The organism is Pseudomonas sp. LPB4.O, from assembly GCF_038383825.1.
Lineage (GTDB): Bacteria > Pseudomonadota > Gammaproteobacteria > Pseudomonadales > Pseudomonadaceae > Aquipseudomonas > Aquipseudomonas putida.
Genome location: NZ_CP151298.1, coordinates 1653337 through 1672982, shown reverse-complemented (window position 1 = coordinate 1672982; position 19646 = coordinate 1653337). Strand labels below are relative to the sequence as shown.

Here is a 19646-nt window from a genome sequence, read left to right as displayed (position 1 = left end):
TCTGAGGCCGCGAAATTTACGCAGGTGGCGAAGCTAAGTCAATAGCCCCATTGAATTTTTTTCAAAAAAAGCAAAAACAGAAAAGGGACCTTTCGGTCCCCTTCCCTTACAGCGCCGAGCTCAGGTGTAGATCATCTTGCGGGTCATGCCGCCATCGACCACAAACTCCTGACCGGTGACAAACGCCGCCTGGCGCGACAACAGCCAGGCAACCATCGCCGCCACATCTTCTACGGTGCCTACCCTGCCCGTCGGGTGTTGGGCATGGTCGGCCTCGGTCAGCGGCTCGGCACGGCGCTGCGACGGGTCACGGGCATCGATCCAGCCCGGGCTCACTGCATTGACACGAATCTCCGGGCCCAGGCTCATGGCCAGGGCATGGGTCAAGGCCACCAGGCCGCCCTTGCTCGCTGCGTAGGCCTCGGTGTCGGGCTCGGACTGCTGCGCCCGGGTAGAAGTGAGGTTGACGATGGCCCCGTTGTGCGCACGCAGGTACGGCGCACAATGCTTGGCCAGCAGCATCGGGCCATTGAGGTTAACCGCCAACACCCGGTTCCACTGTGCCAGGCTCAGGCTTTCCAGCGTCTGGTTGTGCGGGTTGGCGATGGCCGCATTGCACACCAGCGCGTCCAGCCGACCGAACTGCCCAAGCACTTCGGACACCCCGGCAATGACCTGGGCCTCGTCGGCGACGTCCATGGTGATGAACCAGGCATTGTCGCCCAAGGCCTTGGCCACTTTGCCGCCACGCTGACGGTCCAGGTCGCTCAGCACCACCTGCCAGCCTTCACAGATCAGCCATGCGGCAATGCCCAGGCCGATGCCGCGCGCGGCACCGGTGACCAAGGCTACCCGGCCATTCTGGCCCGGGGTACTGCCGCGGATTTCGATCACAGTGCGGCCAGCCCGCGTGCAAGGTCAGCCTGCAGGTCGGCCACATCTTCCAGGCCTACGGCAACGCGGATCAGGCTGTCGCGGATACCGGCGGCTTCACGCTCCTGCGCCGACAGGCGGCCGTGGGAGGTGGTAGCCGGGTGGGCGATGGTGGTCTTGCTGTCACCCAGGTTGGTGGTGATGGAAATTACCCGGGTGGCGTCGATGAAGCGCCAGGCGCCCTCTTTACCGCCCTTGACCTCGAAGCTCACCACCGCACCAAAGCCACTCATCTGGCGCTTGGCCAGTTCGTGCTGCGGGTGGCTGGGCAGGCCGGCGTAATGCACCTTCTCCACGCCGTCCTGCTGCTCCAGCCATTCGGCCAGGGCCTGGGCGCTTTCGCAGTGCGCACGCATGCGCAGGCGCAAGGTTTCCAGGCCCTTGGTGAAGATCCAGGCATTGAACGGGCTGAGCGTCGGGCCTGCGGTACGCAGGAAGCCCACCACTTCTTTCATCTGCTCGGCACGGCCGGCAACCACGCCCCCCATGCAACGGCCCTGGCCGTCGATGAACTTGGTGGCCGAGTGGAACACGATGTCGGCACCCAGCTTCAGTGGCTGCTGCAGCGCCGGGGTGCTGAAGCAGTTGTCCACCACCAGCATGGCACCGCGCGCATGGGCGATTTCACTGAGCGCGGTGATATCGACCAGCTCGGCCAGCGGGTTGGACGGCGACTCGACGATCAGCAGCTTGGTATTGGCCTTGATGGCCTTTTCCCAGCCGCCGAGGTCGACCAGTGGCACGTAGTCCACCTGCACGCCAAAACGCTTGAAGTACTTCTCGAACAGGCTGATGGTCGAGCCGAACACGCTCTGCGACACCAGCACGTGGTCACCGGCACTGCACAGCGACATCACCACGGCCAGGATCGCCGCCATGCCGGTAGATGTACCCACGGCCTGCTCGGCGCCCTCCATGGCCGCCAGGCGCTCCTCGAAGGCACGCACCGACGGGTTGGTGTAACGGGAATAGACGTTGCCCGGCGTTTCACCGGCAAAGCGCGCGGCCGCGTCGGCGGCCGTGCGGAACACGTAGCTGGAGGTCAGGAACAGCGCTTCGCTGTGCTCGCCCTCGGGTGTACGGTGTTGACCGGCGCGCACCGCCAGGGTGTCGAAACCGACACCCTCGAGGTCGCTGTCCAGTCGCCCGGCATCCCATTGATCTGTCATGCCGTCGCTCCCTGAATCAGTTGTTGTAGAGGTCGATGATCGCGCTGACGGCCTGGTTCTTGACCTTGGCCAGGTCATTACGGGCCTGCTCGATACGCTCGAGGTAGGCATCGTCGATATCGCCGGTGACGTACTCACCGTTGAACACCGCGCAATCGAAGTGGTCGATCTTGATCTTGCCGCCACCGACCGAGTCGATCAGGTCTGGCAGGTCCTGATAGATCAGCCAGTCGGCGCCAATCAACTCGGCCACTTGTTCGGTGGTACGGTTGTGGGCGATCAGTTCGTGAACACTCGGCATGTCGATGCCGTAGACGTTGGGGTAGCGTACTGCTGGGGCTGCGGAGCAGAAGTAGACATTCTTGGCACCGGCTTCGCGGGCCATCTGGATGATCTGCTTGCAGGTGGTGCCGCGTACGATCGAGTCGTCCACCAGCATCACGTTCTTGCCGCGGAATTCCAGTTCGATGGCGTTGAGCTTCTGGCGTACCGATTTCTTGCGCGCGGCCTGGCCGGGCATGATGAAGGTACGGCCGATGTAGCGGTTCTTGACGAAGCCTTCGCGGAACTTGACGCCCAGGCGGTTGGCCAGCTCCAGCGCGGCAGTGCGGCTGGTGTCCGGGATCGGGATGACCACGTCGATGTCATGCTCCGGGCGTTCGCGCATGATCTTGTCGGCCAGTTTCTCACCCATGCGCAGACGGGCCTTGTACACCGAAATACCGTCGATGATCGAGTCCGGGCGCGCCAGGTAGACGTGCTCGAAAATGCACGGCTGCAGTTTTGGCGATTCGGCGCACTGCTTGGTGAACAGCTGGCCTTCTTCGGTGATGTATACCGCTTCGCCCGGCGCCAGGTCGCGGATCAGGGTGAAGCCGAGCACGTCCAGGGCCACGCTTTCCGAGGCGATCATGTATTCCACGCCTTCGTCGGTGTGGCGCTGGCCGAACACCACCGGGCGGATGCCGTGGGGGTCGCGGAAACCGACGATGCCGTAACCGGTGACCATCGCCACCACGGCGTAACCGCCTACGCAGCGGCTGTGCACGTGGGAAACAGCAGCGAACACGTCTTCTTCGGTCGGCTGCAGCTTGCCGCGCACCGCCAGCTCATGGGCGAACACGTTCAGCAGCACTTCCGAGTCGGAGTTGGTGTTGACGTGGCGCAGGTCGGACTCGTAGATCTCCTTGGCCAACTGCTCGACGTTGGTCAGGTTGCCGTTGTGGGCCAGGGTGATGCCATATGGCGAGTTGACGTAGAACGGCTGGGCCTCGGCCGAGGTCGAGCTGCCCGCAGTCGGGTAGCGCACGTGGCCAATGCCCATGCTACCTACCAGGCGCTGCATGTGGCGCTGCTGGAAGACGTCGCGTACCAGGCCATTATCCTTGCGCAGGAACAACCGGCCGTCATGGCTGGTCACGATACCGGCAGCGTCCTGGCCGCGGTGCTGGAGGACCGTAAGCGCGTCATACAGCGCCTGATTGACGTTCGACTTACCGACGATACCGACGATGCCACACATGCGACGCAACCCCTACTTTGACGAAACTTGAGTGAATAGCGCTCAGGGCCGGGACGGACCGAGCAACTGTTCCTTGAACGGAAGATCAGCCGGAGCGCTGATCAACCCACTGGGCGACCACTGGCCGGTGAAACCCAAAATCAGGTTTTTCGACCAGTCGGCGACCAAGAGAAATTGTGGTATCAGGCGTGATTCCTGCCACCAGGTGTCTTGTTGAACAGGCCCCAGGCTGATCAGGCCGATGGCCACCACTACCAGCAAGGCCCCGCGCGCGGCGCCGAAGGCCATGCCCAGGAAACGATCAGTACCGGACAGCCCGGTCACACGGATCAGCTCACCGACGAGGAAGTTGACCATGGCCCCCACCAGCAAGGTGGCGACGAAAAGAATGGCGCAGCCGGCGATGACGCGCATCGATGGCGTCTGGATATAGCTCTCAAGATACACCGAGAGCGAACCGCCGAACATCCAGGCAACCGCACCGGCAATGATCCAGATGAGCAAGGACAAGGCTTCCTTGACGAAGCCGCGCTTGAGACTGATCAGTGTGGAGACGGCGATGATCGCGATGATCGCCCAATCAACCAAGGTAAATGCCACGGTGCTGCCTGCAGACGTTTGAGGCGGCGCATTTTACCAGAGCGATGCGCTGGGAGTAAGCGGAATGTCAGGCGGAATGGTGTTGGCTTCATCGCGGCAAGCCAGCCCCCACAGGGAGAGCTCAGCCCTTGAGGTCCGTGCGATCGGGGTGGGAACTGGCTGGCCGGCGATGGGCGGCAAAGCCGCCCTGGTGATTTTCAGCTGCGCTCTGGCTGGAAACGCACCACAAAGCCCTTGAGGCTGTTCTGGCGGTTGATGGCGTCGCGCGTGCGCTCGGCTTCGGCCCGCTCGATCAGCGGCCCGACATACACCCGGTTCATCCCGCCCGCCGAGCGGATATAGGCGTTGTAGCCCTGACTGCGCAGCGTTTGCTGCAGCTTCTCGGCACCGGCTCGGTTGGACAGGCTGGCCAACTGGATGGACCAGCTGACAGGCAAGCCATTGACGTCGATCTTCGAGGGGGCAGCTGGCTTGGCCACTGCCGTGGCAGGTGCCGGGGTGGCCGCCGGCCTGGGCTCGACCTTGGGTGCCGGGACCTGCGGTTTGGCCGGCTGAACCTGCGCCTGGGTCTGCGGCGATGGCGTGATTGGCTGGCTGGGCGTAGCGGCCGGCGCAGTGGACTCGTCGACCACCACCGGTGGCTGCTGCGGCTCTTCAGGAATGACCTGCGGCTCCGGCACGGCGACCGGATCCACTTTCACTTCCGGCAGGCTTGGCATGGCCGGTGCCTGCGGGGCTTCGACGTGCACCTGGCGCATCTCGTCCTCGCGGGTGAACAGCATCGGCAGGAAAATAACCGCCAGCGCCACCAGCACCAGCGCACCCACCATGCGCTGTTTCATCCCTTTATCCAGCACTGCCATCTACTCCACCCTCCTGGGCGTGCCGCTCCAGCCACTCCAGCGCCTGGGCAACACAGAAAAACGAACCGAACAGCAAGATCTGATCATCCGCCGTCGCCTGCGCGCATTGCCCTTCAAGGGCGGCATCGACGCTGACATAAGACTTCACCGCAGCACCGAGGTTCGTCAAGGCCGTAGCCAGTTCCGCAGCCGGGCGGCTGCGGGGGGTATCCAGGGGCGCCACGGCCCAGTCGTCGACCAGGCCCTGCAGCGGCGCGACAACGCCGTCCAGGTCCTTGTCTCCGAGCAGGCCGAACACCGCCAGGCGACGCCCTTTGAGCGGCCGGGCCGCCAGGCGCCGGGCCAGGTACTCCGCTGCATGGGGGTTGTGCCCCACATCCAGCAGCAGCTCCACCGGCTTGCCCTGCCAGTTCAGCAGGCGGCGGTCGAGGCGGCCGGTGATGCGGGTATCCAGCAGTGCCTGGCGCACCTGCGCGGCATCCCACGGCAGCCCCATCAGCAGGTAAGCCTGCAGGGCCAGCGTGGCGTTTTCCATGGGCAGGTCAAGCAAAGGCAGGTCACGCAGCTCTACCTCCGCACCATCAGCCGCCGTACCGCGCCAGCTCCAGTTGCCATCGGCACTGGCCAGATCGAAGTCACGACCGCGCAGGAACAGCGGCGCTGCCAGTTCGGCGGCCTTGTCCAGCAACGGCTTCGGCGGGTCCAGGTCACCGCACAGGGCCGGCTTGCCCGCGCGGAAGATGCCGGCCTTCTCGAAGGCCACAAGCTCGCGAGTATCGCCCAGGTAATCGACATGGTCGACGCCGATACTGGTCACCAGGGCCAGGTCGGCATCCACCACGTTCACGGTGTCCAGGCGGCCACCAAGGCCCACTTCCAGCACCACGGCATCCAGCTGCGACTGGTAGAACAACCAGAACGCGGCCAGCGTGCCCATCTCGAAGTAGGTCAGGGAAATTTCGCCCCGCGCCGCCTCGACGGCGGCAAAGGCTTCGCACAGGCGCTCATCACTGGCCTCTAGGCCATCGATCACCACCCGCTCGTTGTAACGCAACAGGTGCGGCGAGCTGTAAACGCCGACCTTGAGCCCCTGGGAGCGCAGCAGCGAGGCCACGAAGGCGCAGGTCGAGCCCTTGCCGTTGGTGCCGGTCACCGTCACCACGCGGGGCGCCAGCTTGCCCAGCCCCAGCCGGGCAAGCACCTTCTGCGACCGCTCCAGGCCCATGTCGATGGCCGAAGGGTGCAACTGCTCGAGGTAGGCGAGCCATTCGCCCAGGGATCGTTGTTTCATCACGCGACGGCAGCCGCCTCACGCGCTTGCTCCGGGGTTTCCTGGCCGGTCATCTGCGCCAGCAGGCGGGCCAGGCGCGGGCGCAGCTCGCCACGGGAGATGATCAGGTCGATAGCACCGTGCTCCAGCAGGAACTCGCTGCGCTGGAAGCCTTCTGGCAGCTTCTCGCGTACGGTCTGCTCGATCACACGTGGGCCAGCGAAGCCGATCAGGGCCTTTGGCTCACCGACGATGACGTCGCCGAGCATCGCCAGGCTGGCGGAAACGCCGCCGTACACCGGGTCGGTCAGCACCGAGATGAACGGGATGCCTTCTTCGCGCAGGCGCGCCAGCACGGCCGAGGTCTTGGCCATCTGCATCAGCGAGATCAGCGCTTCCTGCATGCGCGCACCGCCCGAAGCGGAGAAGCAGACCATTGGGCAGCGGTGTTCCAGGGCGTAGTTGGCCGCACGCACGAAGCGCTCGCCGACGATGGCCCCCATGGAGCCGCCCATGAACGAGAATTCGAAGGCGCTGACCACGATCGGCATGCCCATCAGGGTGCCACTCATGGAGATCAGCGCGTCTTTTTCGCCGGTCTGCTTCTGGGCGCCGGTCAGGCGGTCCTTGTACTTCTTGCCGTCACGGAACTTCAGGCGGTCGACCGGCTCCAGGTCGGCACCCAGTTCGGCACGGCCTTCCGCGTCGAGGAAGATATCGATGCGCGCACGTGCGCCGATGCGCATGTGGTGGTTGCACTTGGGGCAGACATCCAGGGTCTTTTCCAGCTCCGGACGATACAGCACGGCCTCGCAGGACGGGCACTTGTGCCACAGGCCCTCAGGCACCGAGCTCTTCTTCACCTCGGAACGCATGATCGAAGGGATCAGTTTGTCGACTAACCAGTTGCTCATGCTTTCTTTCTCCAGTATTGGCAAGCGGGGGTCGGCTTCACCGGCCCTGCCCTGCCCTTGAGCTCAAAATCTTTTATGAAACGATGATGGACCGGCCGCCGGGGCTTCCAGCGTGCCACTCCACCGCTAATGTGTTGTTGTGCCGCCACCGGCGGCTGCCCCGCAGGGCTGCGAAAGCTATGGACGATGGCGCGCAGCCAGCCGTCACATCTGCCATCACGCCTGTTTCACCGCCTGCATGAAGGCCTCGATTTTCGCCGCGTCCTTGATGCCCTTGGCCTGTTCGACGCCACCGCTGACATCCACCGCATAAGGCCGCACCTGGGCAATGGCCTGGCCGACGTTATCGGCCGACAGCCCGCCCGCCAGGATGATGGGCTTGCTCAGGTGTGCCGGCACCAGTGACCAGTCGAACGCTTCACCGGTTCCCCCGGGTACGCCTGCCACGTAGGTGTCCAGCAATATGCCGCGGGCCCCTGCGTAAAGCTGGCAGGCCGCTTCCAGGTCATCGCCCGGGCGCACACGCAGGGCCTTTATCCAGGGGCGGTGGTAGCCTTCGCAGTCTTGCGGGGTTTCATCGCCGTGGAACTGTAGCAGGTCCAGCGGAACCACTTCGAGGATCTCGTTCAGCTCGCAACGCGAAGCGTTGACAAACAGCCCGACCGTGGTCACGAACGGTGGCAACTCGGCAATGATCGCCCGTGCCTGGCGCACGTCCACGGCCCGCGGGCTCTTGGCGTAGAAGACAAAGCCGATGGCATCGGCACCCGCTTCGGCAGCGGCCAGTGCGTCTTCGATTCGGGTAATCCCGCAGATCTTGCTGCGAACATTGCTCATGGACAGCGAACCCTGATTGTTACGGTGAAAGGCCGGATGTTAGCAAATGGCTTTTCGTCCGTCAGTCTGCCAACGCTTCGTAGCCGGTCAAAAAGTGTGGGCCGATGTAACGCTGGGGCAGCACATATTCCTCGGGGTACTCCACCTTGACCAGGTAAAGCCCGTACGGATGGGCGGTGACCCCGGCTTCACGGCGGTCGCGCCCTTCCAGCACTTCACGCGCCCAGGTGACCGGGCGCTCGCCGGCGCCGATGGCTGTCAGCACACCGACAATGTTACGCACCATGTGGTGCAGGAAGGCGGTGGCGCGCACGTCCAGCACGATCATCTGGCCATGGCGGGTAACGCGCAGGTGGTAGATGTGCTTGATCGGCGACTTGGCTTGGCACTGGCTGGCGCGGAAGGCGCTGAAATCGTGGGTGCCAAGCAGGAACTGCGCCGCTTCGGCCATGCGCTCGACATCCAGCGGGCGGTGGTTCCAAGTCACTTCCTCGGCCAGGTGCGCCGGGCGGATCGGGTCGTTGTAGATGACGTAGCGGTAGCGCCGCGCACACGCCTTGAAGCGGGCATGGAAGTCGGCCGGCATCGGCCGCGACCAGACCACGCTGATGTCGTGCGGCAGGTTGAAATTGGTGCCCAAGGTCCAGGCGCGCTCGTCGCGTACGGCGCGGGTATCGAAATGCACGATCTGGCCGCAGCCATGCACGCCGGCATCGGTACGCCCGGCGCAGATCACCGAAATCGGTTCGTTGGCGACCTTGGACAACGCTTGTTCAAGCGCTTGCTGGACACTGGGCACTCCACTGGCCTGACGCTGCCAGCCGCGATAGCGGGCGCCCTTGTATTCCACGCCCAGGGCGATTCGGGAGTAGCCTTCGGCCGCGGATTCGGCGGCAGCGGTGTCGATGATGTCCAAGCGCATGAAACCTGTGGGGTGTACGGAATGGCGGGGATTATAACGACAACGGCAGCCTTGTAGGGCTGCCATTGGAGGTGTGTAGCGCTTGCGGGCGTCTTCGCGGGCGCGCCCGCTCCCACAGGTTACTCACAAGGACGAAGACTTGTGGAGACCCTGTGGGAGCGGGCAAGCCCGCGAAGAGGCCTGCCCTGCTTGCATCAGACCAGGCGAGAGAGCATGTCCTCGGCTTCCTGGCGCTGGGTGTCGTCGCCGTCCTTGACCACTTCATCAAGGATATCGCGCGCGCCCTGGTTGTCGCCCATGTCGATGTAGGCGCGGGCCAGGTCGAGCTTGGTGGCTACTTCGTCACTGCCGGAGAAGAAGTCGAAGTCCAGGTCGTCCAAGGGCTCGGGCTCAGGCTGCGCAACCGCGTCCTCGCTGGTGAAGTGCGGCTCCAGCGATGGCGATTCGAGGCTCTGCGACAGCTTGTCCAGCTCGGCGTTGACGTCGTCCAGCTCCGAGGCAAAGCTTTTGGCGGCCGGCGAATCGTCGTCCAGCGACAGCGACAGGTCGAAGTCCGACGGCATGTCGAACTCGGAAACCGGGTCAAACTCCGGCACGCTGTCGAAGGCAGCCAGTTCAGCGGCGATGTCCACGGGGACCTCTTCCACCGCTTGCGGGGCGGCCGGGGCAACCGGCTCAGTGACATCGAGGTCGAAATCGGACAGGTCCACGGCAGGCTGTGGCTCTGCCTGGGCCAGCATGGCCTCGAAATCAGCGTCGGCGTCGGCTTGCAGTTCGGCATCCACGGCAAACGGCTGCTCTTCTGGCTGAGCCTCTTCCAGCGCTGGCTCATCCAGCACAGGCTCGGCAATTACCAGCTCGTCGGGTACAGGTTCCTGTGCCGCCGGCTCGTCCAGCAACGGCGCTGCCAGCGGATCTTCCTCCGGCAGGTCTTCACCCAGGCTCAGGTCAAAGTCGCTGTCCAGGTCCGGTTCACCCAGACCCGGTGCATCAAGGGTTGGCACTTCTTCGAAGGCGTCCAGCTCGGCTTCAGGCTCTGCTTGCGCCAAAACCTCCGGCTCAGCGTCTGCCTCTGGCGCGAACTCAGGCACCTCGTCAGACACCACATCGGCAACCACCGGCGCCTCAGGCTCGTCGTGCAGCAGCTCCTGCACGTACTGCTCATCCATTTCGGCAGCCAGTGCCGCCGCACCCAGGCCGGCCGCGGCCAGGCCAAGCATGGCCGGGTAGCGCTCTTTCAGGTCGGCAACCTGGGCAGTGTTCTGCTCGCTGGCCGGCAGCTTGCGCTCCTGTTCGGCGAACGCGCTCTGGTCACCCTGGCGGGCGTACACATCCATCAGTTTCAGGCGCAGGTCGTCACGCTCTGGCGCGGCGGCCACAGCGGGCTCCAGCAGTTCGGTGGCGCGATTCAGGCGGCCTTCGGCCAGGCATTCATGGACTTCCGCCAGCAGCGCGGCGTGCGGGTCGGCGTGCGGCTCAGGCTCAAGGTCTGCCTCGGCGACTGGCGCTGCCACTTTTTCCGCAGCAACGGCAGCGGCAGCCGAAGCTGCGACCACAGCGGGCGACAAGGTCACGCTCGGCTCCGAGACTTCGACGCCGTCGAGGCTCTCGGTATCAGTGTCAAAACCTGGGGCTTGCTCTTCTTCCAGCGCCCGCGCCATGCGCAGGTGCTTTTCAGCTTCTTGCTGGGCCTTGCGCTTGCGCGCCAGCAACCACAGCAGCAACGCCAGCACCAGAATGCTGGAGCCGGCAATCAACCCAAGCAGCCACGGGTTACCCAGGACCTGGTCGAGCGCACTGTTCGGCTGGTTGGCTGGCGCAGGCTTGGCGGCCGGCACCGGCTTGGGCGCGGTATCCACAGCAGCTGGTGCCGGCTTGACCACCGGCTGGGCTGCCGCTGCCGGCTGGGCCGGCGACGCAGCAGCCACTGCCGGGGCGGCTGCACCCTGGGCTTCAAGGCGCGCCAGCTGGTCGTTCTTCAGCTCGATCAGACGCTGCAGCTTGTCCAGCTGGCTCTGCAGGTCGGTCATGCGGCTTTTCAGTTCGTCGTTGTCGCGGCGGCTGGTGTCCAGGCTTTCCTGGGCCACGGCCAGCTTGTCGTTGAGTGCCTTGGCCTGGCCGGCACCGGTCTGGTTACCCGGGCTTACCAGGCGCAGGTTGTCACCCTGGGCGATGCGCGCCGGGGCAGCTTCGGCGGCGCCACGGCGGGTAGCGTCGAGCTGGCGGGCACGCGGGCCCAGGCGGCGGCCTTCACGCCAGGCGGCATACTGTTCGGCCACCTCGCTGTTTGCCTCGCCCTGGGCAATGCTCTGGATCTGCTGCTGGTCGGGCAGGCGCAGTACCTGGCCAACTTTCAGCTGGTTGATGTTGTTGCCGATGAAGGCGTCGGGGTTCAGCGCCTGGATCGCGATCATGGTCTGCTGGATCGAGCCACCCTGGGTGTTGCGCGCAGCAATTTGCCACAGGGTGTCGCGGCGCTGGGTGGTGTAGCTGCTGGCACCGGTTGTGGCCGGTGTGACATTACCTGCTGCTGGCTTGTCGCCTTGGGCCTTGGCCTGGTCGAGCAGCACGCTGTAGTCGCGCAGCAGGCGGCCCTGCGGCCACATCACCTGGACCAGGAACTTGACCACTGGCCCCGGCAGCGGCTGGCTGGAGGTAACACGCAGCACGCTCTTGCCGTTGGGGTTGATCACCGGTGTAAAGGTCAGGTCTTCGAGGTAGGTCGGAAACGCCACCCCGGCCTTGCTGAACTCTTCCGGTGGCGCCAGGCTTGGCGCCACTTCGGCGGCCTTGAGGTCGCGCACGTCGAGCAATTCGATCTCGGCGTCCAGCGGCTGATTCTGTGCCGACTTCAGGGTCAGCTCCCCCAGGCCCAGCGCATTCGCCATGCCAGACGACAGCGCGGATGCTGCAGCCATGGCCAGAACCAGTTTGCGAATTCGAAGCATGACCTCTTCCCTTGTATGAATCGTCCCGAAACCTGCAAGCAGAGCAGGACAAAAGTGCTCGCCAGTATCTTTTACAGCATCTGTTTAATCAACAATTGTGCCACTTGCACGGCATTGAGCGCGGCGCCTTTGCGCACGTTGTCGGTGGTCAGCCAGAGGTTGAGCTGCTGGTCTTCATCAACACCGTGACGTACACGACCAACATAGACCACGTCTTGGCCCACTGCGTCACCGACCGGGGTCGGATAATCATCACGTTCCACCAGCTCGACACTATCAGCTGCCTCCAGTGCCTGGTTGACCGCTGCCAGGTCGACCGGGCGACGGCTCTGCACGGCCACACTGAAGCTATCGCCGAAAAACACCGGGACTTGAACGCAGCTCACGGAAATCTTCAATTCAGGCATGCCCAGCAGCACGCGCAACTCGCTGACCAGGCGGCGCTCCGGCGCTGTATGGCCTTGCTCATCGGCGGCCCCCACCTGGGCCAGCAGGTTGAATGCCACCTGGCGGTCGAAGAAACGCGGCTCCAGTGGCCGGGCATTGAGCAGTTCGGCCGTTTGCCGGGCCAGTTCGCTGACCGCTTCGCGGCCTTGCGCGGACACCGCCAGCGACGCCATCACCTGCACCCGCTCAATGTCCAGCAGGCCCTTGAGCGGTGCCAGCGCAACCGCCACGGCAACCGCGGCCGAGCATGGGCTGACGATGCGCGCCGGCAGCGTCAGGCCAGCCAGGCGCTCTGCGTTGGCCTCAGGCACCAGGGCCAGGGCGTCGTCCAGGCCACCAGACAGGTCGATCACCGTGCAGCCCGCCTGCAGCGCCTTGCTGGCAAAGCTGCGGCTGACTGCGGCGCCAGTGGCGAAGAAGGCCAGCTTGACCTGGGCAAAGTCGAAGCTGTCCACTTCACGCACCTTGAGCTTCTTGCCGGCGAACATCACGCTGCTGCCTGCCGACTCCATGCTGGCCAGCAGGTGCAGGGTGGCGACCGGGAACGCCAGCTCTTCGAGGATCTGCACCAAGGCTTCACCGACGCTGCCGGTGGCGCCGACGACGGCGATGTCCAAAGGGTGTGTCATGGTAGGGATCCTCTTGCAGAAAACGGCGGGGGCGGCACTTTACTCGGATTGTAGGGTTTTGTCTGTGCTGGCCGTATCTTCGTCGCTGTGGGTTGCGTGAGGGCTAGCGGGGATGGCTTGGGATTTGCGGTGTTTGTGATATCGAGCGCCGCGCGGGCGGCGCTCGATCTCACCGGCACTAAAAATGCTGTGGCGAACACTCAAAAAAAACCCGCGCTGTCGCCAGCGCGGGTTTTTAGTCAAAGCAGAACGATCAACGCTCCAGCAGGATCCGCAGCATGCGGCGCAGCGGTTCGGCAGCACCCCACAGCAGCTGGTCACCCACGGTGAAAGCGCCCAGGTACTGCGAGCCCATGTTCAGCTTGCGCAGGCGGCCAACCGGGATGTTCAGGGTGCCGGTGACCTTGGTTGGGGTCAGTTCCTGCATGCTGATTTCACGCTGGTTCGGCACCAGTTTCACCCAAGGGTTGTGCTGGCTGATCATGCCTTCGATGTCGGCGATCGGCACATCCTTGTTCAGCTTGATGGTCAGCGCCTGGCTGTGGCAACGCATGGCGCCGATGCGCACGCAGATGCCGTCGACCGGGATCGGGCTCTTGAAGCGGCCGAGGATCTTGTTGGTCTCGGCCTGGGCCTTCCACTCTTCACGGCTCTGGCCGTTCGGCAGTTCCTTGTCGATCCACGGGATCAGGCTACCCGCCAGTGGCACGCCAAAGTTCTCGGTCGGGAAGGCTTCGCTGCGCATGGCCTCGGCAACCTTGCGGTCGATGTCGAGGATGGCGCTGGCCGGGTTGGCCAGGTCGTCGGCAACGGCGGCGTGGGTGGCACCCATCTGCTTGATCAGCTCGCGCATGTTCTGCGCGCCGGCACCCGAGGCTGCCTGGTAGGTCATGGCGCTCATCCACTCGACCAGGCCGGCTTCGAACAGGCCACCCAGGCCCATCAGCATCAGGCTGACGGTGCAGTTGCCGCCGATGTAGTTCTTGGTACCGGCGTCCAGCTGCTGGTCGATGACCTTGCGGTTGACCGGGTCGAGGACGATCACGGCGTCATCCTGCATACGCAGGGACGAGGCAGCATCGATCCAGTAACCCTGCCAGCCGGCTTCACGCAGCTTGGGGAAGACCTCGTTGGTATAGTCGCCGCCCTGGCAGGTCAGGATAACGTCGAGGGTCTTGAGTTCTTCAATCGAATACGCGTCCTTGAGCGGCGCTGTATCCTTGCCCACGTTCGGGCCTTGGCCACCCACGTTGGAAGTAGTGAAGAACACCGGCTCGATAAGGTCGAAATCCTGCTCCTCCAGCATCCGCTGCATGAGCACGGAACCGACCATACCGCGCCAACCGATCAGACCTACACGTTTCATCGCAACTACACCTTTGCTAAAAGTGGGCCGCCACCGGGAATTTGGGGTGGCGGGCCAGAGAGATTACAGATTCCGCAGCGCTGCGACTACTGCGTCGCCCATTTCCTGCGTACCAACTTTGCGGCAGCCTTCCGAGTAGATGTCGCCGGTGCGCAAACCCTGGTCCAGAACCAGGCTAACGGCCTTCTCGATCGCGTCGGCGGCGGCCAACTGATTGAAGCTGTAACGCAGCATCATCGACACCGAAAGGATGGTCGCCAGCGGGTTGGCGCTGCCAAGGCCGGCGATGTCCGGCGCCGAGCCGTGGCACGGCTCGTACATGCCCTTGTTGTCGGCATCCAGCGATGCAGAAGGCAGCATGCCGATGGAACCGGTCAGCATGGAAGCTTCATCCGACAGAATGTCACCGAACATGTTGTCGGTCACCATCACGTCGAACTGCTTGGGTGCACGTACCAGCTGCATGGCAGCGTTGTCGACGTACATGTGGCTCAGTTCGACATCCGGGTAGTCCTTGGCCACGTCTTCGACCACTTCACGCCACAGCTGGCTGGACGCCAGGACGTTGGCCTTGTCCACCGAGCACAGCTTCTTGCCGCGCACGCGGGCCATGTCGAAGCCGACACGGGCAATGCGGCGCACTTCGCTTTCGCTGTACGGCAGGGTGTCGTAGGCCTGGCGCTCGCCGCCTTCCAGCTCGCGCTGGCCACGCGGGGCACCGAAGTAGATGCCACCGGTCAGCTCACGGACGATGAGGATGTCCAGGCCCGAAACGATTTCCGGCTTCAGCGACGAGGCATCGGCCAGTTGCGGGTAGAGGATGGCCGGGCGCAGGTTGGCGAACAGGCCCAGTTGCGAACGGATTTTCAGCAGGCCGCGCTCCGGGCGGATGTCACGCTCGATCTTGTCCCACTTCGGGCCACCCACGGCGCCCAGCAGCACGGCATCGGCCTTGCGCGCACGCTCCAGGGTTTCGTCGGCCAGCGGCACACCGTGCTTGTCGATGGCCGCGCCACCGATCACGTCGTGCTCCAGGCTGAAGCCGAGCTGGAACTTGTCGTTGGCCAGTTCCAGCACCTTGACCGCTTCGGCCATGATTTCCGGGCCGATACCGTCACCTGGGAGAATCAGAATCTGCTTGCTCATGCTTTCCTCTATTCATTCACGCGGTGCGGCCAGACGGGCCCCACCGAAAAGTGCTTAACGCTCGGCCCACAACACCAGCACATCGGTGCTGAACGAGCCATCGGCCTCGATCTGGTAATACTGCCGTACTTCTTCACCCATGGCTTGCTGCAATTGGCGGATGGCCACGCGCATCGGCTCGGGGGTACGCATGCGCTCGACCCAGCTGGTGAACTCCAGGCGCAGCGGCTGGCGCGTGTGGCTGCGCACATGCAGGCCGGCTTCGCTGACCTGGCGCTGCCATTCGGCAGCGGAGTAGTCGCGCACATGGCTGGTGTCGCGCAGCACTTCGACCGTTTGCAGGTAGGTGTCGAGCAGCGGGCTGCCGGGCGACATCACGTCGATGAACGCCGCCACGCCACCTGGCTTGAGCACCCGGCGCACTTCGCGCAGGGCCAGGCCCAGGTCGCTCCAGTGGTGGGCCGAGTAGCGGCTGAAGACGAAGTCGAACGAGGCATCGGCGAACGGCAAGCGTTCGGCAGCACCACGCTCGGTGGTGATATTGGCCAGGCCGCGCTCGGCGGCGGCGCTGGCGACCACGTCGAGCATGGATTGCGAGAGGTCATAGGCGACCACCTCGGCAACCAGCGGGGCGACGTGGAAACTGACATGACCGGCACCGCAGCCCAGGTCCAGCACGCGGGCATTCGCCTGCCCCGCCAGCTCGGCCTGCAACAGGGCGAATTCACTGCCCTGGGCGTGCACGGCGCTGCTGAGGTAGGCGCTGGCCTGTTCGCCGAACTGGCGCTGGACCACGTCGGTGTGTTGGGTGCTGGTCATGTCTAAATCCTTTTGGTCTTGGGTTGTTTTTACTGGCCCTATCGCCGGCAAGCCAGCCCCACAGGAAACCAACAGCATTCAGGCCTGTGGTGATCCTGTGGGAGCTGGCTTGCCGGCGATGAGGCCAGCAAACTCACCTACATCACTCAGGCATCACGGAACAGCCAAGGCTGGCTGGCGCGGTGCTTGCCTTCGAAGGCCTTGATCGCATCGCTGTCCTGCAGGGTCAGGCCGATATCGTCAAGGCCGTTGAGCAGGCAGTGTTTGCGGAACGCATCGATCTCGAAGTGCAGCACCTTGCCATCCGGGCGGGTCACCGCCTGCGCTTGCAGGTCGACGGTCAGCTGGTAGCCCGGGTTGGCTTCGACCTGCTTGAACAGCTCGTCCACTTCTTCATCGCTGAGGATGATCGGCAACAGGCCGTTCTTGAAGCTGTTGTTGAAGAAGATGTCGGCAAAGCTCGGCGCAATGATGCTGCGGAAGCCGTACTCATCCAGTGCCCACGGGGCGTGCTCACGGCTGGAGCCGCAACCGAAGTTCTCCCGCGCCAGCAACACGCTGGCACCCTGGTAGCGTTCGTGGTTGAGCACGAAATCCTGGTTGAGCGGGCGCTTGCTGTTGTCCTGGTAGGGCTGGCCCACGTCCAGGTAACGCCATTCGTCGAACAGGTTAGGGCCAAAGCCGGTGCGTTTGATCGACTTCAGAAACTGCTTGGGGATGATCTGGTCGGTGTCGACGTTGGCACGGTCCAACGGCGCGACGAGGCCAGTGTGCTGGGTAAAGGCTTTCATGCTGCGCTCCCTTGGATCAACTCGCGGACATCGATGAAGTGGCCGGTCACTGCGGCAGCGGCCGCCATGGCCGGGCTGACCAGGTGGGTACGGCCACCGGCGCCCTGACGGCCTTCGAAGTTGCGGTTGGAGGTGGACGCGCAATGCTCGCCGCTCTCCAGACGGTCCGGGTTCATCGCCAGGCACATCGAACAGCCTGGCTCACGCCATTCGAAACCGGCTTCGACGAAGATCTTGTCCAGGCCTTCGCGCTCGGCCTGGGCCTTGACCAGGCCCGAGCCCGGCACGACGATGGCTTGCTTGACGGTAGCGGCGACCTTGCGGCCCTTGGCGATTTCGGCCGCGGCGCGCAGGTCTTCGATACGCGAGTTGGTGCACGAGCCGATGAACACGCGGTCCAACTGGATGTCGGTGATCGCCTGGTTGGCGGTCAGGCCCATGTACTTCAAGGCACGCTCGATCGAACCACGCTTGACCAGGTCGGCTTCGGCAGCCGGGTCCGGCACGCGCTGGTCGACGGCCAACACCATCTCGGGCGAGGTGCCCCAGCTGACCTGTGGCTTGATCTGGCTGGCATCCAGCTCGACCACGGTGTCGAACACGGCATCGTCATCCGACACCAGGTCTTTCCACGACTCGACCGCTTGCTTCCACTGCTCGCCCTTCGGCGCATACGGGCGGCCTTCGACATAGGCAACGGTGGTGGCGTCAGTGGCCACCAGGCCCACACGGGCACCGGCCTCGATGGACATGTTGCAGATGGTCATCCGGCCTTCCATCGACAATTCGCGGATGGCGCTGCCGGCGAACTCCATGGCGTGGCCGTTGCCACCGGCGGTGCCGATCTTGCCGATCACGGCCAGGACGATGTCCTTGGCGGTAACGCCGGCAGGCAACTGGCCTTCCACGCGCACCAGCATGTTCTTCATCTTCTTGGCGACCAGGCACTGGGTGGCGAGCACGTGCTCAACCTCGGAAGTACCAATGCCGTGGGCCAAGGCGCCGAAGGCGCCATGGGTGGAGGTGTGCGAGTCGCCGCAGACCACGGTCATGCCAGGCAAGGTGGCCCCCTGCTCCGGGCTGATGACGTGGACGATGCCCTGGCGTTCGTCATTCATCTTGAATTCGACGATGCCGTATTCGTCACAGTTTTCGTCAAGGGTCTGCACCTGCAGGCGCGACACCTGGTCGACGATGGCCTCGATACCGCCCTTGCGCTCTGGCGTGGTCGGCACGTTGTGGTCGGGGGTGGCGATGTTGGTGTCGATGCGCCACGGTTTGCGGTTGGCCAGGCGCAGGCCTTCGAAGGCCTGGGGCGACGTCACTTCGTGGATGATGTGGCGGTCGATGTAGATCAAGGACGAGCCGTCATCACGGCGCTTGACCTCATGGGCTTCCCAGAGTTTGTCGTAGAGCGTTTTGCCAGCCATCAGACTGTTCCTCATCAGCGTCTTTCTATGCCAAAGACCCCTTGGCTTGTACGGACGATGCTATGGGGTTAGATTGAATAACTCAAATTCATAATTTTTATGCTTTGGATAACCCAAAGGAATACAACTACATGGACCTGGCCAACCTCAGTGCCTTTATCGCCATTGCCGAAACCGGCAGCTTTTCCGGGGCTGCCGAACGGCTGTTCCTGACCCAGCCGGCCATCAGCAAACGCATCGCCGGGCTGGAGCAGCAACTGGGTGTACGGCTGTTCGACCGCCTGGGCCGCGAGGTGACTTTGACCGAGGCTGGGCGCGCCCTGCTGCCACGGGCCTACCAGATCCTCAATGTCCTTGATGATACCCGACGCGCGCTGACCAATCTGACCGGGGCCGTGAGCGGTCGTCTGACCCTGGCCACCAGCCACCACATCGGCCTGCACCGCCTGCCACCACTGCTGCGGACGTTCACCCGCCAGTACCCGGCCGTGGCGCTGGATATTCAGTTTCTGGATTCCGAACAGGCCTACGACGAAATTCTGCATGGCCGCGCCGAAATTGCCGTGATCACCCTGGCGCCCGACCCGCATCACCTGGTCAAAGCCGTGCCGGTGTGGGACGACGCCCTGGACTTCGTCGCCGCCCCCGAGCACCCGCTGGCCAACAACCATGAGGTCAGCCTGGCGGATGTCGCCCGCCACCCGGCGGTATTCCCTGGCGGCAACACCTTCACCCACCATATTGTCCAGCGCTTGTTCGAAAGCCAGGGCCTGACGCCGAACATCGCCATGAGCACCAACTACCTGGAAACCATCAAGATGATGGTATCGATCGGCCTGGCCTGGAGCGTATTGCCACGCACCATGCTCGACGAACAGGTTGCACCCATCGCCTTGCCGGGCATACAGCTGTCGCGCCAGCTAGGCTACATCTTGCACACGGAGCGAACGCTATCGAACGCGGCCAGGGCATTCATGGCCCTGCTCGACAGCCACGCAGGGCCCGCCTGACCGGCCGTCAGCCCGGTACTTCCAATTCAA

The 19646-nt window shown here is 64.0% G+C and carries 17 protein-coding genes; 1 reads left to right on the top strand and 16 read right to left on the bottom strand.

The features are described 5' to 3' along the window. Positions 1–120 precede the first annotated feature (120 nt). The 16 genes from MRBLPB4O_RS07575 to leuC form a co-directional block, all read right to left on the bottom strand. Positions 121–894, bottom strand: a complete 774-nt coding sequence (locus MRBLPB4O_RS07575; RefSeq protein WP_341797973.1) for an SDR family oxidoreductase — start codon at positions 892–894, stop codon at positions 121–123. Next, positions 891–2102: an O-succinylhomoserine sulfhydrylase gene (locus tag MRBLPB4O_RS07570; RefSeq protein WP_016500858.1), complete on the bottom strand. Its 1212-nt coding sequence runs from the start codon at positions 2100–2102 to the stop codon at positions 891–893. Before MRBLPB4O_RS07570 ends, MRBLPB4O_RS07575 begins: the two co-directional genes overlap by 4 nt. A 16-nt stretch (positions 2103–2118) precedes the next feature. Beyond that, positions 2119–3624, bottom strand: a complete 1506-nt coding sequence (gene purF, locus MRBLPB4O_RS07565) for an amidophosphoribosyltransferase (RefSeq protein WP_016485526.1) — start codon at positions 3622–3624, stop codon at positions 2119–2121. Positions 3625–3666: 42 nt separating this feature from the next. Next, complete coding sequence (locus tag MRBLPB4O_RS07560) at positions 3667–4224, bottom strand: CvpA family protein (protein ID WP_016500859.1); 558 nt, start codon at positions 4222–4224, stop codon at positions 3667–3669. 197 nt (positions 4225–4421) lie between these two features. Continuing rightward, positions 4422–5087, bottom strand: coding sequence for an SPOR domain-containing protein (locus MRBLPB4O_RS07555; protein WP_016500860.1), 666 nt, complete (start codon positions 5085–5087; stop codon positions 4422–4424). Next, positions 5071–6378, bottom strand: a complete 1308-nt coding sequence (gene folC, locus MRBLPB4O_RS07550) for a bifunctional tetrahydrofolate synthase/dihydrofolate synthase (protein WP_341797972.1) — start codon at positions 6376–6378, stop codon at positions 5071–5073. Before folC ends, MRBLPB4O_RS07555 begins: the two co-directional genes overlap by 17 nt. Beyond that, positions 6378–7271, bottom strand: coding sequence for an acetyl-CoA carboxylase, carboxyltransferase subunit beta (gene accD, locus MRBLPB4O_RS07545; protein WP_009686024.1), 894 nt, complete (start codon positions 7269–7271; stop codon positions 6378–6380). The genes folC and accD overlap by 1 nt, the downstream gene beginning before the upstream one ends. Positions 7272–7487: 216 nt before the next feature. Further along, positions 7488–8108 carry a phosphoribosylanthranilate isomerase gene (locus MRBLPB4O_RS07540; RefSeq protein WP_016500862.1) on the bottom strand — a complete coding sequence of 207 codons (621 nt, stop codon included), beginning with the start codon at positions 8106–8108 and terminating at the stop codon, positions 7488–7490. 61 nt (positions 8109–8169) lie between these two features. Then, positions 8170–9024, bottom strand: coding sequence for a tRNA pseudouridine(38-40) synthase TruA (truA, locus tag MRBLPB4O_RS07535; protein ID WP_197538701.1), 855 nt, complete (start codon positions 9022–9024; stop codon positions 8170–8172). A gap of 200 nt (positions 9025–9224) precedes the next feature. Beyond that, positions 9225–11978, bottom strand: a complete 2754-nt coding sequence (locus MRBLPB4O_RS07530; protein WP_341797971.1) for a FimV/HubP family polar landmark protein — start codon at positions 11976–11978, stop codon at positions 9225–9227. A 71-nt stretch (positions 11979–12049) separates the two neighbouring features. Further along, on the bottom strand, positions 12050–13054 hold the full coding sequence (locus MRBLPB4O_RS07525; RefSeq protein ID WP_341797970.1) for an aspartate-semialdehyde dehydrogenase: 1005 nt from the start codon (positions 13052–13054) through the stop codon (positions 12050–12052). Positions 13055–13307: 253 nt separating this feature from the next. Next, positions 13308–14420, bottom strand: coding sequence for an aspartate-semialdehyde dehydrogenase (asd, locus tag MRBLPB4O_RS07520; RefSeq protein ID WP_019473016.1), 1113 nt, complete (start codon positions 14418–14420; stop codon positions 13308–13310). A 63-nt stretch (positions 14421–14483) separates the two neighbouring features. Beyond that, positions 14484–15566, bottom strand: coding sequence for a 3-isopropylmalate dehydrogenase (gene leuB, locus MRBLPB4O_RS07515; protein WP_341797969.1), 1083 nt, complete (start codon positions 15564–15566; stop codon positions 14484–14486). A gap of 54 nt (positions 15567–15620) precedes the next feature. After that, on the bottom strand, positions 15621–16385 hold the full coding sequence (locus tag MRBLPB4O_RS07510) for a methyltransferase domain-containing protein (RefSeq protein ID WP_341797968.1): 765 nt from the start codon (positions 16383–16385) through the stop codon (positions 15621–15623). Between the two features lie 146 nt (positions 16386–16531). Further along, complete coding sequence (leuD, locus tag MRBLPB4O_RS07505) at positions 16532–17176, bottom strand: 3-isopropylmalate dehydratase small subunit (protein ID WP_341797967.1); 645 nt, start codon at positions 17174–17176, stop codon at positions 16532–16534. Beyond that, positions 17173–18606, bottom strand: a complete 1434-nt coding sequence (leuC, locus tag MRBLPB4O_RS07500; RefSeq protein WP_016500870.1) for a 3-isopropylmalate dehydratase large subunit — start codon at positions 18604–18606, stop codon at positions 17173–17175. Before leuC ends, leuD begins: the two co-directional genes overlap by 4 nt. A 131-nt stretch (positions 18607–18737) precedes the next feature. Here leuC and MRBLPB4O_RS07495 point away from each other — a divergent pair, with 131 nt between their 5' ends. Then, complete coding sequence (locus MRBLPB4O_RS07495; protein WP_341797966.1) at positions 18738–19616, top strand: LysR family transcriptional regulator; 879 nt, start codon at positions 18738–18740, stop codon at positions 19614–19616. Positions 19617–19646: the final 30 nt, after the last annotated feature.

Excerpts from the sequence above, each read along its gene's own strand:
- MRBLPB4O_RS07570 (WP_016500858.1), bottom strand. The coding sequence starts at position 2,102 with ATGACAGATCAATGGGATGCCGGGCGACTGGACAGCGACCTCGAGGGT.
- purF (WP_016485526.1), bottom strand. The coding sequence starts at position 3,624 with ATGTGTGGCATCGTCGGTATCGTCGGTAAGTCGAACGTCAATCAGGCG.
- MRBLPB4O_RS07555 (WP_016500860.1), bottom strand. The coding sequence starts at position 5,087 with ATGGCAGTGCTGGATAAAGGGATGAAACAGCGCATGGTGGGTGCGCTG.
- folC (WP_341797972.1), bottom strand. The coding sequence starts at position 6,378 with ATGAAACAACGATCCCTGGGCGAATGGCTCGCCTACCTCGAGCAGTTG.
- accD (WP_009686024.1), bottom strand. The coding sequence starts at position 7,271 with ATGAGCAACTGGTTAGTCGACAAACTGATCCCTTCGATCATGCGTTCC.
- MRBLPB4O_RS07540 (WP_016500862.1), bottom strand. The coding sequence starts at position 8,108 with ATGAGCAATGTTCGCAGCAAGATCTGCGGGATTACCCGAATCGAAGAC.
- MRBLPB4O_RS07530 (WP_341797971.1), bottom strand. The coding sequence starts at position 11,978 with ATGCTTCGAATTCGCAAACTGGTTCTGGCCATGGCTGCAGCATCCGCG.
- MRBLPB4O_RS07525 (WP_341797970.1), bottom strand. The coding sequence starts at position 13,054 with ATGACACACCCTTTGGACATCGCCGTCGTCGGCGCCACCGGCAGCGTC.
- asd (WP_019473016.1), bottom strand. The coding sequence starts at position 14,420 with ATGAAACGTGTAGGTCTGATCGGTTGGCGCGGTATGGTCGGTTCCGTG.
- leuB (WP_341797969.1), bottom strand. The coding sequence starts at position 15,566 with ATGAGCAAGCAGATTCTGATTCTCCCAGGTGACGGTATCGGCCCGGAA.
- MRBLPB4O_RS07510 (WP_341797968.1), bottom strand. The coding sequence starts at position 16,385 with ATGACCAGCACCCAACACACCGACGTGGTCCAGCGCCAGTTCGGCGAA.
- leuD (WP_341797967.1), bottom strand. The coding sequence starts at position 17,176 with ATGAAAGCCTTTACCCAGCACACTGGCCTCGTCGCGCCGTTGGACCGT.
- leuC (WP_016500870.1), bottom strand. The coding sequence starts at position 18,606 with ATGGCTGGCAAAACGCTCTACGACAAACTCTGGGAAGCCCATGAGGTC.
- MRBLPB4O_RS07495 (WP_341797966.1), top strand. The coding sequence starts at position 18,738 with ATGGACCTGGCCAACCTCAGTGCCTTTATCGCCATTGCCGAAACCGGC.